The sequence below is a fragment of the Rosistilla oblonga genome, assembly GCF_007751715.1.
GTDB lineage: Bacteria > Planctomycetota > Planctomycetia > Pirellulales > Pirellulaceae > Rosistilla > Rosistilla oblonga.
Genome location: NZ_CP036292.1, coordinates 1757856 through 1774452 on the forward strand (window position 1 = coordinate 1757856; position 16597 = coordinate 1774452).

10 protein-coding genes and 1 tRNA gene are annotated in these 16597 nt (G+C 54.3%); 3 read left to right on the forward strand and 8 right to left on the reverse strand.

Going from position 1 to position 16597, the window contains the following annotated elements; translation table 11 throughout:
- Positions 1–28 precede the first annotated feature (28 nt).
- Both CA51_RS06315 and CA51_RS06320 read right to left on the reverse strand, forming a co-directional pair.
- Entirely contained in the window at positions 29–1495 is a 1467-nt protein-coding gene (locus CA51_RS06315; protein ID WP_231746169.1) for a sulfatase, read from the reverse strand.
- Between the two features lie 207 nt (positions 1496–1702).
- Positions 1703–2674: a mechanosensitive ion channel family protein gene (locus tag CA51_RS06320; protein ID WP_197451636.1), complete on the reverse strand. Its 972-nt coding sequence runs from the start codon at positions 2672–2674 to the stop codon at positions 1703–1705.
- Between the two features lie 1626 nt (positions 2675–4300).
- On the opposite strand from CA51_RS06320, the gene CA51_RS25685 reads away from it, so the two are divergent.
- Entirely contained in the window at positions 4301–4513 is a 213-nt protein-coding gene (locus CA51_RS25685) for a hypothetical protein (protein WP_197451637.1), read from the forward strand.
- 864 nt (positions 4514–5377) lie between these two features.
- Here CA51_RS25685 and CA51_RS06325 read toward each other — a convergent pair.
- The 3 genes from CA51_RS06325 to CA51_RS06335 form a co-directional block, all read right to left on the reverse strand.
- A complete protein-coding gene (locus CA51_RS06325; RefSeq protein WP_145118828.1) occupies positions 5378–7027 on the reverse strand; it encodes a leucine-rich repeat domain-containing protein in 1650 nt (549 codons plus the stop codon).
- Positions 7028–7533: 506 nt separating this feature from the next.
- The gene (locus tag CA51_RS06330) at positions 7534–7902 is read right to left on the reverse strand and encodes a hypothetical protein (protein WP_145118830.1); all 369 of its coding nucleotides are present in this window, start codon (positions 7900–7902) and stop codon (positions 7534–7536) included.
- Positions 7899–9041 carry a hypothetical protein gene (locus tag CA51_RS06335; RefSeq protein WP_145118832.1) on the reverse strand — a complete coding sequence of 381 codons (1143 nt, stop codon included), beginning with the start codon at positions 9039–9041 and terminating at the stop codon, positions 7899–7901. Before CA51_RS06335 ends, CA51_RS06330 begins: the two co-directional genes overlap by 4 nt.
- Before the next feature lie 673 nt (positions 9042–9714).
- On the opposite strand from CA51_RS06335, the gene CA51_RS06340 reads away from it, so the two are divergent.
- Complete coding sequence (locus CA51_RS06340; RefSeq protein WP_145118834.1) at positions 9715–10095, forward strand: hypothetical protein; 381 nt, start codon at positions 9715–9717, stop codon at positions 10093–10095.
- Positions 10096–10673: 578 nt separating this feature from the next.
- Here the strand turns inward: CA51_RS06340 and CA51_RS25690 are convergent.
- The 3 genes from CA51_RS25690 to CA51_RS25695 all read right to left on the reverse strand — a co-directional run bounded on the left by CA51_RS25690 (position 10674) and on the right by CA51_RS25695 (position 14505).
- Positions 10674–10756, reverse strand: a tRNA-Leu gene (locus CA51_RS25690).
- A gap of 964 nt (positions 10757–11720) precedes the next feature.
- On the reverse strand, positions 11721–12866 hold the full coding sequence (locus CA51_RS06345; RefSeq protein ID WP_197451638.1) for a reverse transcriptase domain-containing protein: 1146 nt from the start codon (positions 12864–12866) through the stop codon (positions 11721–11723).
- Between the two features lie 121 nt (positions 12867–12987).
- A complete protein-coding gene (locus tag CA51_RS25695) occupies positions 12988–14505 on the reverse strand; it encodes a hypothetical protein (protein ID WP_197451639.1) in 1518 nt (505 codons plus the stop codon).
- Between the two features lie 343 nt (positions 14506–14848).
- Here CA51_RS25695 and CA51_RS06350 point away from each other — a divergent pair, with 343 nt between their 5' ends.
- On the forward strand, positions 14849–15592 hold the full coding sequence (locus tag CA51_RS06350) for a hypothetical protein (protein WP_145118838.1): 744 nt from the start codon (positions 14849–14851) through the stop codon (positions 15590–15592).
- Positions 15593–16597 lie beyond the last annotated feature (1005 nt).

The following is a 16597-nucleotide window of genomic DNA, read 5'->3' on the forward strand; positions in this document are numbered from 1 at the left end:
TGATCTCGGGCAAGATGCTGCCCGACGGCTACGGATCGGTAAGGTTGGGAGCCCAAACCGCATTCCGAACGCTGGGGATTTCGCCCGATTCGGGAAACGTTTGCCCGATCGCTTGTTCGATCTTTTGCTTGAGGTCGGCGATCGTGGCGGCTTGAGCCGAATCGTTGGCAAGATTCGTCAGCTCTTGCGGATCGTTGCGGTGATCGTACAACTCTTCCCCCTTGGCTCCCTCGTCGCCCCACTGCGTATAACGCCACTCGGGCGTGCGGATCGTGTAGCCAAAGACCGGCGGTTTGCCGCCTCGCTTGACCTGGCTGATCGTCCATCCACGCCCCTTTGCCGATGGATCGGCTAGCATCGGTTGCAAGTCTTGGCCTTGCAGGTTTTCTGGACTCGGAACATCGCAGGCTTTGGCCAGTGTCGGATACAGATCGATCAGCCCTACGGGCGACTTGGCCACCGAACCCGGCTGGGCCACGCCGGGGCCCGCGATGATCAACGGCACGCGAGCACTCTCCTCGAACAGACTCATCTTCTGCCACAAGCCATGTTCGCCCATGTGGTAGCCATGGTCGCTTGTGAAGACGACGATCGTGTTGTCCGCTAGCCCCAGTTCGTCGAGCGAATCCAACAGCCGTCCGACTTGGGCATCCATGAACGAGATGCTGGCGTAGTAGGCTTGGATCGCTTGCCGTCGCAGGTCGTCGGTCAACAGCTCGTGATCCTTCTTGTGACTCCCCAGGCCCAGTTTCGGGATGTCCTTTTGGTCTTCTTCCCAACCTTGAACCACGGGCATTTGATCCAACGGATAGGGCTCAAAATACTTTTTAGGAGCCACGTAGGGCGTGTGCGGTCGGTAGAAACCAACAGCCAAAAAGAACGGGCGATCGCGTCGCTTGGCACATCGCTGCAGCACCCAATGAGCGTCGTCGGCCAACATCGCGTCGGTGTGATCTTCGTCGGGCCGTGACGATGCAAGCCAGCTGAGCGTGCCGCCGAAGCTATTCTTCCGCAACGAGAAGATCTGCGGTTCCTCCTCCAGCCGATCGCAGCCGGCAGGATTCAGTTCCAGTTCCCACGATCCAGGGTCATCGTGCCCGTTCGTACCAACGCTTTTGGGAACGTTGTAGTGATACAGTTTGCCGATCCGGCCGGCGAAGTAGCCATCCAACCGGAACGCTTGAGAGAGGCTGTGGTGTTGCGGGATCGTTTGCCGAAAGATCAGGCTGTTGGCATGGATCCCCGTGCTGTTGGGATACAGCCCGGTGAGCATCGAATTGCGACTGGGACCACACAGCGGGTACTGGCAGTAGGCGCGGTCGAACCGGACGCCGCGAGCGGCCAGTCGATCGATGTTCGGCGATTTAACGATCGGATGCCCGTAGCAACCGAGCGAATTGTTGAGGTCATCGGAGACGATGAACAGGACGTTGGGACGAGAATCGGCCGCGTCGGCTGGCATTGCCTGAGCCGCGACCAGGCCGGCGATCGCCAAGAACAGAAATCGCCCACGCGGCAGCGCAGAAAAATGGGGTAGGTGCACGGGGGAGACCTTTCGACCAATAGGGAGTGTTTTCGACTGCCCTATTCAAGTCGATCGCGCCGCGGCGTGCAAGCATTCGCCGTCGTGTAAGCCGGTCGACGGGGGATGCATCCGCCCGCATCGGTCGATGCGGGCGGGGAGAGTGCGTTTGCGCGGCTGCTATTGACGCAGACGCGGCTTGATCTTGCCGTCGCCAGTGCCTTCCGTATCGGCAGGGCCGCCGGTGAGATTGACGTCCAGTTGAGGGAACGGAATCCCGATGCCAGCTTCGTCCAGGCCGTTCTTGACGGCTCGCGTCAACGATTCTTTGACGCCCCAGAAGTCTTCGGCTCGCGTCCAGAAACGGACGGTCCAAGCGACCGCGCTGTCCCCCAGTTCGCCCAAGACGATCTGGTAGCCGCGGCCTTCGCCGGTGAGCATCTTGTCGCTGAGCGATTCGGCGGCTTTGGAAAGCGTCTCGCGGGTCAGATCCAGGCTGGCCGAATATTCGGTGCCGACCGAGACGTCGACGCGTCGCTCTTTATGGAACGAGATGTTCTCGATCGTGCCGCCGGCGATCTGGCTGTTGGGGACGATGATCCGGCGGTTGTCGGGCGTGTCGAAGGTTGTCGTAAAGAGATCGATCTCGTTGACCTTGGCGACGATCCCAGCTGCCGAGATCACGTCGCCGACTTTGAACGGGCGGAAGACCAGCAACAGGATGCCGGATGCAAAATTGCCAAGCGTCCCTTGGAAGGCTAGCCCGACGGCAAAACCGGCGGCACCCAAGATCGCTGCGAAACTGGTGACGTTGATGCCAACCGACCCGGCGACACCTAACAATACGCAGATCATGATCGCATAAAAAACGACCTTGGAGACAAAGCGGCCGAGCGTTTCGTCGACGCGGCGGCGGACCGGCGTGCCGGCGATCCGCGAGACGAATTTGGCGACAAAGTAGGCGACGATCACTCCCAAGACGACCAACACCGCCTTGGGCAGATAGACCATCGACATATCGATCAGCTGCGAGAAATCGCCTGCCATCGCACTGCTAAACGCGTTGGACGCCTCTTCCTTGAGCACCTCCAGGTTCTCGTTGACTCCATTGGCTGCGGCTTCTCCCGCGTTTGCTGGCTCTTCGTTTTGCATCGCTCGATCCCTTGTCTTGTTAATCCACAGAAGGTAGCGTCGCGCGGACGATGGAAGAGAGTGATAAAGTCCCCGAAGCTTCTGCGCGCGACAAAAATAGAGTCGCATTCATATCAGAAACCTCCCCTGCCATTCCAGGGCAGCCAGCCACCAACGCTGGCCAACTGCAGCTCGCAACCAGTAAGGCCGCCCCGCGGGCGGCAATCTGCAAAGCATGGGCGAACCAGGGGCTCTGTGTCCCGAGAAACGTAGCTTCACGCCACTCCCAATCCCAAGCCAAGCTTAGCGAACCTCGCGAGCTAAACGCCGGCCTGAATGCGTCGCGCCGAGTTCAACGCGAGGGGCGAAGCTCCAATCCATTTCCTATCGCAGCTCAAACGCAACGAGTTCCGCGAGCGAAGTGCCAGCCTGGGGGACGTGTTCGCCGCGTTCAAGCCAACAAGTTAGCCGCGGCTGCGGCGGCCGCATATAGCCTACGGCGCCATCCGTAGGACTTGTTGGACAAGCTGTACGCGAGCCCCGGGAGGGGCGGCCTAATCAGCGCAGCTGTCGCCCTTGCCGCCGCGGCTTTTTATGATTGCGGATCCTCCGATCCTGAGGCTCGCCCGGCAAGCGATATCCATCCCCCCGCTCACGCGGCTTGTAATTTGTCCGACGGGCGAAGCTCCAATCCGTTGCTTAGCCCAGGTCAAGCGTAGCGAGCCTCGCGAGCGAAGTTCCGGCCTGGTTTCGGCGTCCACGATAATTCACCGGCAGGACCAACGGTCCGGCAATTTGTCGTCGGGCGATCTCTTTATGCCGCCCCCGATACCTCTCAAACGCTCAGCGATTCCGTTTTTAGAACAGCATGTTTTTGCCCGCGAATGACGCGAAGTTTCGCGAATGCTCGTGAGCTGAAAGACTGTCGATCTGCTCTGCCCTGGCCAGCCGGAACGTGTCTAGCGAGCGAATCGCCGGCCTGAATGCGGCGCGCCGAGTCCCATGCGAGTCTGAGGGGCAAAGCTCCAATCCGTTGCTTAGCCCAGGTCAAGCGTAGCGAGCCTCGCGAGTGAAGCGCCGGCCTGGGGGCGGTGCCAGCGATAATTCACCGGCAGGACCAACGGTCCGGCAATTTGTTGTCGGGCGATCTCTTCACGCCGCCCCCGATACCTTTCAAACGCTCAGCGATTGCGTTTTTAGAACAGCATGTTTTTGCCCGCGAATGACGCGAAGTTTCGCGAATGCTCGTGAGCTGAGAGACTGTCGCTCTGCCCTCCCTGCGAGCCGGAACGTGCCTCGCGAGACAAGCGTTGGCCTGAATGCGGGGCGCGGAGTCCCATGCGAGTCGGAGGGGCGAAGCTCCAGTCCATTGCTTAGCCCAGGTCAAGCGTAGCGAGCTCCGCGAGCGAAGTGCCGGCCTGGGTTCGGCGTCCACGATAATTCACCGCTAGGACCAACGGTCCGGCAATTTGTCGTCGGGCGATCACTTCACGCCGCCCCCGATACCTCTCAAACGCTCAGCGATTGCGTTTTTAGAACAGCATGTTTTTGCCCGCGAATGACGCGAAGTTTCGCGAATACTCGAGGGCTACTCGCACCAGTGCGAGTTGATATGCGAGTACACCGAAATTGAATCGGGCAACCGCAATGGCCGACCAGAACTTGCCAAAGGCACTCACGCATGCGAGAAAGATTGGCGGGACGTTGGTCATCGCCAAACTGGCTCGATTTGCACGTAACGTTGCGTTCACTGCCACGGAAATGGAACGCGGGACGAACTTCGTGGCGGTTGACAATCCCAGTGCCAATTTTTTGACTATTCATGTTTTGGCAGCGGTAGCGGAAGACGAAACTCGGTGAATTTCGGCAAGGACCAAGGCGGCGTTCGCGGCTTTCAAAGCACGCGGCGGAAGGCTCGGCTCCAACGACCCGAAAACGCGACAGGCGTACGCCGACCTTCTGCCACGCCTTCGCAGTCTCCGACCAGAAGGGAAGTCCTGTCGTGAGAGCGCGAAAGCACTCGATGACGACGGGCACTCGACGCGGTTGCAAGTAGAATCCGATCCAGGTCAAACGAATTCTCGACCGTGATGCGATTGTGAGTTAGACCGCGTTACACCCCCTCCAGCTTTACCACGATGGTGACGTACTGTGCTGCGTGTCATTCGACGACGGAACCCAGATATTCTGGCACGATGATTCGCCGGTAGTCATCGCGTTTGCTGGAATCGAACCTGAGATGTAGGAGGGCTTCACGTTTTTTGAGATTGACAGCCTGCTCGCTGATCTCACAAGACTGTACGAGCTATCCGAATGAAGGATGGACGCGGTGCGAGAGCACCGCGTCCGGATGATCTTAGGAGTCAAGTGATCCCGATTTCACGCGAGAACACCACATCTTGCTGAACTCAAATTTGTGTGGTCCAGGACCTCACTGGCTCCTCGGTTTTCCAATCTTTGGTTCGACCATACTCAGTGGGTGTATACCATCGGGACGGGAAATGAATAGGTGACTCATTCCCTCATGGCGCGAGCCACCTATCCCACATTAGCCGTCACTGGACGGTTCATCGACCATGGCGGACCAGGTACGAAAGCGACACAGCACGTGTTGTCTTGGGAATGCTGGCAACGAGTACGGTGGAAAACATGAGTGGATTTCGGAACGTGCGTGTTGGTGGCGAGTGAACTCGCCAGTGAAGAATATTTACTATCGAGCAGAATTCATGGCGTGAAAAGGATAATGCAATTTGGTAACGCTGCCTTAAATTGCTGGACGCCGTCGCGGGTCACCTTTGTTTCACGCACTTCTAGCTTTTCCAACTTCGTGCATTGGTGAAGTCCGGCGAGTCCTCTGTCGGTAACATTGCACCCCCACATACGCAGGTGTGTCAAATTTGGCAAAGTCGACAGAGCGATTGCGGCTTCGTCATCGACATTCGTATTTCCTAATATAACAGTCCGTAACGTCTTCTTCTGAGCCAAATGGTTGACACCGTTGTTCGTTAGTTGCCTGCATGAATGCAATTTTAAATACGAAAGTCGAGGGAAGTTGGCTGCGATAGTTTCGCATCCTCGATCGGATATCCGTGTTCCTGAAATATCGAGGTGCTCGAGCTTTGATAGTCCTGTCAGCAGTTGCAAGCCGTGGTCGTCCAAGGGAGTTTCGCCCAGTCGTAGGTCTTTAATTGTGTCGAGTTTGCAAAGCAGATCGAAATGGCGTTTGGTCATCGGCTTGCCGTGCCACTCAAAGGACAGGAGCTTCCCATCATCGTCAAATGAAACCCCGTTTGCAAAAGCGAATAGAGATATCGCAATGCTATTCACACGGAATCCAAGTTGCTTTCCAGCGATGATGCCCTGGGCAAACGCAATCGAGCGTGCTGATTCTTCCCGCTGACCTTTTCGACGCGTGCTACCTGATACGATACCCAGGTATTCGTCTGTTTCCAAATCCGTAACTTGTAGTTGAACTTGACAAGTGACGCCTTTCGCCAGCATGTCGACTGAGACAAGGACATCAGCTTTAGCGTTCTTGGCAATCTCAATGTCGGGCACTTCGCGTACATCGACTTGTCGTTCGTCTGCAATCGATTGCCGCATTCGTTCCGTTTGCTTTTTCGACACGACGTTGAAACCGTATCGGACTAATTCGGCGATGAGTTGAGCATGGAGAAAATTGGCGTCATCGGTTAGGGAATCGGCATCAGCGGTTGGCTTCCATCGAGGCGGTGCGAGAACGATTCGTTTGGTTTGCTGCTCGATCTCGACTTGCCGCTTCGTTGCGAAGGCGTCTATCACCTTTTGAGCATCTTCGTTGAGTGGCTCTGGGAAATTGACTTTACTTAGCCGTTCGGAAACGACCGTCAATGGGATCGCGTTGCCGAGTTGTTCACGGATAATACCCAACACTTCATCGCTAGTCGGATCGACGATCGTTTCGGGAACTCCGAGTAAGACACAACGACGGCCGGTTTCAACGCCGTCATCCGAACCGCGATTCACAAAGACTCCTTTCTCGGAGTTATGGACGATGGTGGCTTCAAGTCGTCCAGTCTTCAGTATCTTGCCCAGTTTCCACGCTGCGTATGAAGCAAATGGGACGTACTCATCGGCCAGTACTTCTTCGATATCGCCGACTTTTATTTCGATGGCCTTCTTTTCAAGGCTGACCGTCGTCGCGGCTGAAATGTCGAAGATTGACAACTCGTCCTTGCTTTCGTCGATGAGTGGGCCAAAGTATTTGTCCCCTGTCCGAGTATGGATTCGGACCATATTCGGCGCGGCGGCTTGGAGGCTCTCCGGTAATACGAAGAAGGGTGTGATAGCGCACAATAACGCGAGAACAACGAATCGCAAATGTGTTTTGGACATCGAGCTTTGGCTTCAAAGGGGCTTTTTGCTTGTAGTTTATGCCCCCCCATTAGAACCGGTGGTCGGCAAGCCATCAAGTATTCCGTTTGGGACTGTTCCAGCACGGACTTCACGCCCTCGCTTTAGTTACCAGCGAGAGCGATGGATAAATCAGTTCACGTAGACGAGTACGAAGAGATCCCGTGTTAGCAGTGTCAGGGCCCTCTAATCGGTTGACATCACCCGAATGAATTTGGCCATCAGGCCGTGGATTTCACAGCTACACCTGAGCAAGATGAAACGGGGCAAATTTGGGCTTAACGTCATTCCGACGCGAGAGAACTGATTTGTAGTACGGAGCTCTCCGCCCCATTTTATGTCAGATCTAGACGTACTGCTTAAGAGACACTAGGCACCAGCGTCTCGTCTCGTCCCGTCCCTGGAGCAGTTCCACCTCGGTTCACGAAGTCACGGAGGAAGAGGTCTCGGCTGACAATGATCGCGACCGCCGCGAAGCCGATCGGACGCTAGGGCTGAAACAACCAGTCGCGAGTTTCGGCATGCAATTTCAATTTCTTTGCTCGTTTTTCGATCTGCTTGCGGCCGTGCCCTGAGAAATCGATCAACACGTGCTCGGGAAACGATTCAGGGTCTGAAGTAACCTTCAGATCCAATGCTTCGCATTCGCTGACGCTTACTCCCAACGCGCCATCGGAGACATGTCCGAGCGATTCGGTGTAGTGCTTCCAAGCCGACTTGGCATCGATCTGGTCGCCGTCGTAAGTCGAAAGCATGTCTTCATCTTTGGGCGTCGGGCGAAAAGCTTGTGAAGTGATTCTACCGTCCTGAACAAAGGAGGGATGGATCTGCCGAATCAGCGTTGTGGAGGAATTCACGCGTCGGAGTCTCCAGGTACGAGCTGAGTTAATTGGTCGGCAAGCCATTTCCAACCGTCAAGCGATGACAAGTCGATTTCGTGTTCGCTCTCCTCGTCGTTACTCTGGTTGAGTGCATGCCAATAAGCCGACTTCGATTTCAGATCGATATCGAGTGTCGCCTCCCATTGGTCGAGACTCCATTCCGCCTGCACGCCCCCTTCGCCTGTGGGATACAAATAAGGAGCGGGTAAACAATCGGAGTAGTTTGCCTCAAATTGGTCGGTCAGCCAGTCCAAGTCATCGGCTTTGGGGGCAATCCCCCTGCCTTCCAACCATCCATTGCTGAGCGACGTGAATTCTTCGAGTCGTGCGCCGACGTCCAAAGGATCGAGCAAGCTGATGTGCTCAACCGATTCAAGTCCATCCAGTCGGTTGCGGCGATTGTATCGACCAACACCATCGATGATCACTCGAACACCATGCCGGAAGCGATGAAACGCGTCTAGGATCGTTTCCCTGTGCTCGGATTGGATGGGGGCTCCAATGATGCGGCCATCGATCAGCCGCAATTGAAATCGGTCCTTCCGTTGATCTGCCTCGCAAACACTTCCCCGCAGCGTGACTTCCTCAGTAAAGCCGCCAGCGGAAGAGGCGGCCAGCGTTAAATAGCGACGCGTTGTTCGATTGATTTGTGCCGGACGTTTGGTGTCCGGGTAGTTCAATTCCAACGCTTCATTGTCCCGCAGGCTGCGGCCGATACGATCGAAATAGGCCAGGTGGCTGTCTAGCAAAATTCCCGCAACCGAGCGTTGATGATGTGCGTTGTCGATCGCCGTTACGACCGACTCTTTTGCTTTGGCGAAGTACTCGCGATGGTCAACGGGAAAGAGTGTCCCTGTCGCCGAAGATACACATAAGACGATTTTGGGAATGGCACTTCCATCGCCGATCTCGGTAACTTTCAACGAAACGTCATCCGCAAACCCTTTGGGAATTCGCTTTCGTTCCGGGTTTTCATTTCGGTAGTGCCATTTAGCAACCTCAACAAGCAGTTCCTCCAGGGCCGACAGGTCTTTCAGTACCTCAAGCGGAATCGAGTGTCCGTTGAAGCGGTCACCGACTAGGCGCGGTTCCAGGAAGTCAATGTTTTGGGCCATTGGAACTGAGTGCAGGTGTTTCGGCAAAGGATGCGGAGTGCGTCCGGCTTACGCTGATTGTACGCGATTGGTTCGGTCGGAGATACGTCACGCGAGGGCTAGCGCAAGTGTCGTTACCCGAGCCATCGGCTTGATAAAACGCGACAACCACGCGTGCGCAACGGGTTAAACCGTCGAAGTTCAGAACTGCCTAGCTGCCCTGCGTTTCCAAGTGAGTGCAGTTGTTCTTAAGGGCGTTGCGTTGGCAGGCATTTGGTCCTGACGAGCCCCACTTACGTGTTTGTTCGTTTCTTCGGTGCCGGAAATGTATTCGGTTACGAACACTCCGCCTCGCGTGTGGTACGAACTTTCATCCACGGCGTTGAGCTCGAGCTTGTCGTGAACGAAAGGATTCAGGAATGCATGACGGAAATGCGAATGTTCACTGCGTCGAAGTCAGCTGAGCTAAAATGTCCGATCATGCGTTTGATGCAGATCGAGGAGCAGCTGGGGAAGCATTTGGGCAAAGCTTGCTCGGTAGTCTTTGCATCTAGTTTTTCGCGTGCTGTGTTAGCTGTCCTTCTCGTAGGGGCGAGGTTAGCAACCTTCTGCCTGTTGGCGTGGCTGTTCCCGTCTGCGGGACGGGGCGGCTGGCGGCTGCATTGAGGATCTGCAACATTCTTGGAGGCCTGAAATGACTCGAAAACGTAAGCCGCGTCGACGGATGGTCTATTCGACGACAGCAGGATTCAATGATGGCTCGGTCATCGCATGCGGTCCCGAACGCAAACCTTCTGCCAAGCGAATGAAGGAGGACGGCATTTTCATTGACGACGATGGCGTCTTCAAGGAATCGCACTACTCTGCATCGTATTGGAAGACTTGGGACGTTGAGCAACGCGTCAAAGCGGTGACCATCTTGGCAAACCGGCTGAATACTCGCCGAGCTATTCGTGAATTGGTGCTTCCAGAAATCGCCGGGATTGCCGCGACGTTGGATCGGATCGAAAGGCGACTCGACGCAATTGAACGTTCGGTTGACGGCGGTAAGTCGTCGCAAGGGGCTGCGGAATAGCGGCATCAATGCGCCCCCAATCGCGATGGTTGCTGTTCCAAGAGCCGGGACAACGTCGCCGGTCCACTGCTTCTTCGGCCGTTGTGGATGCAATCAGGCCGGGGCTCGTTTGCGGACCATGGACGACGCAGGTCGGTTGGCCGTGATGTGAAAGGAGCCACTTGCATCACACCATCATCGAATGCAAGGGATTGGGAATGTAGGGCGGGTAGACGCCGAGTGGGCTAAATCGACACCGGGTTGGCGTTGTTGCCCGGGTGCGCGAATCTACCGCTCCGACTCTAGGCGATCGACCGTCCGTTGCGAGATATCGCTCGACACGCGACAGAGTGCATCGATATGGCTTAAGGACACCGCACCGGTGGCAATAAAGCACTTTACAACGACCATGAAAGAGACATTCGGCCGAGCGGTCCAAGTGAGGGCTGTGGGCAACGAGAAAAGCATCCCAGGAAACAACCCGCGAAGTATCGCAAACAGGCAATCACGAGCCATCACCGGATCGGTGCGGATACGAAAAAAGCCCGCCAAACACTAAGTTTAACGGGCCTTTGATTGCTGGTGATCTTGTCACCAAGTACCGAAGGTGGGACTCGAACCCACACTGGATTGCTCCAACTGGATTTTGAATCCACGCTCGGTGTATTGGACCTGAGCTGGCAAAGCAATGCAAACCCAAGCTTTTGCGGGGTCAGCGTCGCAACTCACGTTGTAATAGGATTGTAGGCATATTGCGACTTTATTGCCAATACTGCCACTGATCTGCCACTGATTTTTCTCGTTGGACATGGGGGGGCACCATTAGCGATCAAGTCTACTCTTCAGTTCAAAATTATTTGATGAGATCGTCACCATCTCCTGGGCGTTTCCGGCCTCGGCATGGCTGTGAGGAAACGAATCACGAATCAGCTAGGCGAAGTTCAAGTGCTTAAGTGCGGGCATACGGCGACATCGGTAGCCGATCGAATGTCGCCCACCGGCGCGGTCATGCTGTATCGGTGGTTTCACGAGTAGCTGTGGCATAACGGTCCGAGCGCCTCGTCGTTAGACGGGCTGGCCAAAGAGTTCGATACAGGACTTCGGCACGCAGAGTCCAAGCTTCAAATTTCAAAGCGGAATTGCCTATTTTGCAGTCGAGGCGATTGCAAAATCGTCTTGTCGCTGCGGCTGAAGCTACGATTCGACCAACGCTTCGGCATACGACGTCCACCTGCTGAGTCTTTCGAGCGCAGGCGAACGCAAGTCCGCCTAGCACGCCTGCCAACGGTCCTGATGCTCATAAGAAAATTTTGGCTAATGCTGCCAACTCGCAGTCTGCGAATCAAGCGTCAGCGCAATCACATCCACAACTAGCCCTGCAAATTAGGCAAGAGCTACATTTGAGCCTGCGGCGAAGTGTGAGTGCTGAATGTCGGTAAGCAGAACTAACTGTTCAGGGCACGGATCATGACGCACCTCCAAGTAAAGGATTGGTTCGCACCAGAAAACTATTTGACCAGCGAATGGGGGGGCTGGCCGCCATGCGCAACACGCATGGCTCGAATGGTTTACGGCAGGAAACCGTGATCGTAATAGACATCATTCACAGAAACGCAATAGTAGGTAGTGTTTGTAAAACGCACCATCTAAGCACGACTTCGCTCACTGTTGGCAAGCCCAAGCCACCTCTGACGTGCAAGCTTTCCAGTTTCAGCTAATTGTTGTGCCAAAGGCAGTCTGAAACCGTACTGGGATGCACTCGAAATCACTCTATCAACGATAGACGGAAGTACCGTTTTAGTAAGGGCGGGTCCATGTGCCTGTAACCATCCGTGCGCAATGTATTCAGCTGTTAGTCTGGAATTGCACATTTCGTTGGCGCGTTGGAACCCAGCATTAAGATCTTCGAAGGCCGTTTCAGGGATGGTAAACCTCATCTGACCATCTCTCCAGTGTGGAGTGAAACCCAACAGAACACCCGAGTATTGTGGGTCTGTTAGGTCACCTGAAACATCTTCGCCTTTGAGACTCATTCCATGTCGCTCCAGAATTTCTCCGGTTGCATGGAGTAGTCTCGATCCCTCACTCTCGCTGTTTGCCAAAATAGGCAGGTTGTCGTAGTAACGAAACCTCAGCGGGTCTCCCAGGTATTGTGCTCCAAGCACAACATCCAGGTTGCGATAGAGGAACGCCTCTACCACGGACGGTGCCAACGGCGAACCTTGGTCAACCCCGTCCTGTTTACCGCAACCATCATGGCCACGGATGATTTGAATGACAAGCCAGACGAGATCGTCGGCGTGATAAAAGTCTCGGCAGAATGCTTCAATCGCCGGTGTTGTCGGAACCGACGGATAGCAATTCCTGATGTCGTCTATGGCTAGCCAATAAGTTTGATGTCGACGTACGTGATTCTCCATTTGAGCGTAAGTTCGCCAAACGTCGCGTCCATAGTTCGGAAAGATTTGCTGAACCCATTGGTTGAGCGTCATCAGTAAAGCCTTTGCGACCACACGATCGATAACCGTTTGGAGAAGCAACTCGCGAAAGCTGCCATTTCCTTTCGGTACGCGCGCAACACGCAATGGTTGCGGACGATAGGTGCGGCGGTTGATCGAATAAGCTGCGGCTCGAAGCGCTTCATTGCGTTCGCCCTTACTGAAGTCGCGAAACGTAAGGCCGTCTACTCCGCTCCCTTGGCCACCTTCGAGTCTAAGTTTTTCCCAGGCCGCTAGCAGATGCGTAAATGTGGCAAATCTGGAAAGCCTGAACTGTCGAGGATCTTGGCACACATAGTGAGTTTGCGAAGTGCGGTTGCGTGCCCCTACATTGCCTCCCAGTGACGGTCGGGATCGTCCACCGCGATACCCAGCCGGGAGTCTTGGGTGTGCAAAAACGTTTGTGATTGATCCACTACCGAATCTGGTCATGACGTCTCCAATGTTCTTGAATGAATCGGAGTGCCCGTCCCTCCTGGCCCGAGTGGGCAACGTCAACAATGTCCTGCTTCTCGAGAGCAAGCTTCCGGTTGCGCGATGCCTGATCAGCCTTAGCGTTAAAGCGATCGCGAAAATCAATAACGAGCATATAGCGAGACACTCCATGCCCCCAAGCAAGCCAAGACAGGGGGATCGTTGGCGAATTTCCGCCAGCAGCCCAGATTAGAATATCGGAGCTGAAATTTGCTTGAGTCATGGCATCTGTCATGATGATCTGAGCCTGCCCATGACAAGCTCTTGCGCGGTCGCGACTGATTCGACGTCGTTTACTTCCAGATAGCCTTGGGAACACCGAATTTTCAGCCGTGATGATTGGCCAGTCACGCAACTTTTGGCCTATTGCAAACGCGTGCTCGATGTCGTCGACAACGATCGAAACGTTGTAGTTTTCACCGACTTCATTTCTGCGTTGTTTAGCAATTTGAGAGATTCTACGGTTTCGTCGTTCGTTATGGATAATTATCTGGTAGCGATTCGCCATTGAGTCATTTATTCGATTCTGCCGGTTGTCAATCCATTCCACGCAAGCGAAGCGTTTCGGCTGATCGGCCGCAATTAGGTCAAGAACGCAAAACCCAAATGCCGCAGAAATATGTGCAGCAAGGTAAGGAGGATGGCATGTTCCTGCTTTCTCGAATGCAAACAGGCGAAATGGTGCGTCGTTTTTGCATAAGGCTGTCCTCATGTCCCTGTCAACGACCTCCGAGGCGTCAAGCAAGATCACAAAGTCAATCGACGATGGTTCAAGCTCGTTGAGCTGAAGAGGAGTGCAACCGATGATTCGGGGAAACGGTTGTGAGTCATCCTCAAACCCGTCCACGGGATTGCCAGCGTGATTAAAGAAAACGAGCGGCGTACGCCCTGTCACGCTTTGTATTTTATCTCTGGCTAGCCTCGCCCTTCGGGTTTTGTCTATTTGTTTGGCGACACTCCGCAAAGCAGACTGATGGTTCGCAAGCATGACGATGCGGGCGTTCGGAAATCGCCTGTTCAGCGCGGCGATCACTCCCGCTCGATGTCGGAGGTTTGCGAGCTTGATAATTCCATGGATGTTGTTCTGAAAGAACTGGCCAAATAGCCTTTTTCTTTCCTCGTCGAAAGACAACGCTGGGGCGCCGGGCGAGGAAAATGGAACGTCATAGATCTCGGGAAACGCTGCCCCGTCCCGAATACCGAGTTGCATATACAAAGCGTCACGGAGACCCACGTTTGGCCTTCGCTCTCCGTTAGGTGGACAAAGGAGTGACTCCATGACTTGCTCTGTGCGGCACCCTGCAGTTTCGTGTGCAACGGTATTGAGCCGTCGCACGTAAAATTGCCCTGAGAGGTTCGCTCGGACCCATTCCGGCGTCATCACAAAACGATGACCATCTCGACGAATTTGCAGACTTTGATGCTGTTCGTCGTCGTATTCGCACGGAGTGTCTTCCATCACAACGTCTCTATTTGGTTGTTATTTACCGATTACCGTTGGCCGGTCAAAAATCTCTGGACTTTCAAGTGCTCGATGCGGTTTGCGCGAGGTCGTGTCGAGTGACGCTCCTCGCATTCAACGCGTTCGATCTCATCGCCCTGCAAAGAAACCAATGGTGCAAGCGCCATTGAAGTTCAAATGAGATGTGTTCTGAGAGGGCCGACTATTGGTAAGATTGTGTATTGATATTGCAGCTGGGTTCATCGCGAATGTCCATTGACCAGATTGAAACACGCCAATACACTGCTCAGTGTGCAGTGTTCGGTTTTAGCAATCAAGTAACCAATCAACAAGTGGGAAAATGTCAAAAGAGATCACTTCCAAGGAGCTGATGGAAAGCGCAGGTAACGTTTCTCGAAATACATTGACCCAATGGTACAAGTGTAAGCTCATTCCTCCACCTGAAGTGCGAGCTCATCCGAGTGGCCGGGGCAAGACAAACTATTGGCCATGGTGGGTTGCACACCGCTGCAAACGTATTAAGAAGCTAAGCGACGAAGGCAGGTCTCGAGCCGAGATTCTAGCCCTAATCGGATCGAACTGGGAATTTGAAGAAGAACAGGCCAAGCTGGAAAAAAAGCGAGAGCGTCGGAGTTTTGCGAAGATTTGCCAGGATACCGAACGTATAAACGCCATTACCGAGATTCGAGAAAGAATAAACGATGAGATACTAGATTGGTCACGGCGATTGGGCAGAGAGGCCCGCGATGTGACGACCCAAACATTTGAACCAAATATGATCAATCAATGTCTCGAAATGATCAACGAAGGTTTCAGGCCAGTGCTTGTGCTGCACGATGAAGGGGTTGCTTTAACATCAGACGTCGCTGTAGCGCATCAAATTACGAACCTCACCAGCCCCAACGAGTCAATTTTGGTCATTCCACTGTCTCGTACTATCGCCCGTTTACTCGACGAAGCTGCCGTGGCTTTTTCGAGAGCTCAGATTTGCCTGCCGGGGACTGTCCGCGATATCGAAGGAGAGAAGATTGTCGAGCGTGATTTTAAACTTGTTGGTGAATGGGGATTCGAAGTGGGGCCGTGAGGGCAATCAAACAAAGATCCAGCCAGAAAAATGCAAAATGCCTGGGTGAAACCCGTGGAAATGCTCAGCGTTTTCCGAAGGCCAACCCCGGTGGAAAGTGCCTCGCCGTGCGAATCTATATTGCCCCGACCATGGTCCCCTGCTTTCTTCAGTCGGGCGAGTCAGGCGTTCTGTTGTGCCGAGCTGCCACCAAACGCAGGCGGTTCAAGTTGACTCGCATTTTTTGAGTCATCCGGCTTAACGTGTCTGCAATTGGGCAGTCCGTTTTGTTGCATTGCGCACTCGTATTTTCGTCGTAGATGCGTGCACTGCGGTATGCGAGATAGCTTACCTGCAGACGATCACTCCGAGCCATATAGATGCTCAGGAAGAGTGGCTCTGCAGTCTTGTTCCGCCATCGTATATCGCCTGCCGCAAAGATCTCTTTAGCATGCGTCCAACTAGGTATTGCTCTGCTGTTGAAAACCCTCGCTGCCGATCTTTTTCACGTTGTCGAGTTGTTCTTTGATGGCCTAGCGATCTGAAGTTGCTTTCAACGATGCTTCAACACGTGGCAGACGCGATGTGCCGATGTTTCCCATACAATTGCCACAGGGATACTGCAAGTTGTCCTATGGCTGCATTGCACCGACTATTGCGTTGGTTGCCAGAGGTCTTTTATTGCGGTGCGCGCCTGTCAATTCTGGACGTGGGGAGCGGCCCAACTACCAAACTCAGCTTAAGTTGGCGCGACTGGTTTGACGGTGTCGATCTTTGCGGTTCTTGTGAGGCCGGTCACGCACGCTTGGTTTGTTCTGAGCTTGGAGAGGGCCTGCGGAGCCGTTTCAATTGTCCATCCTTGCCCCTTTCAGATTTGGAGTGGCGTGTGACGCTCTAATTTCTCCGAGCCACTTTTCTGGCGATATCGATTAGTCAGCAATTATCCGTTCGCCGAATATGGAATTTTGTGAATTGACGACGTTGTGTTAGGCAATCATTCCGGTTGGCGCAACAGAATCTGCCACA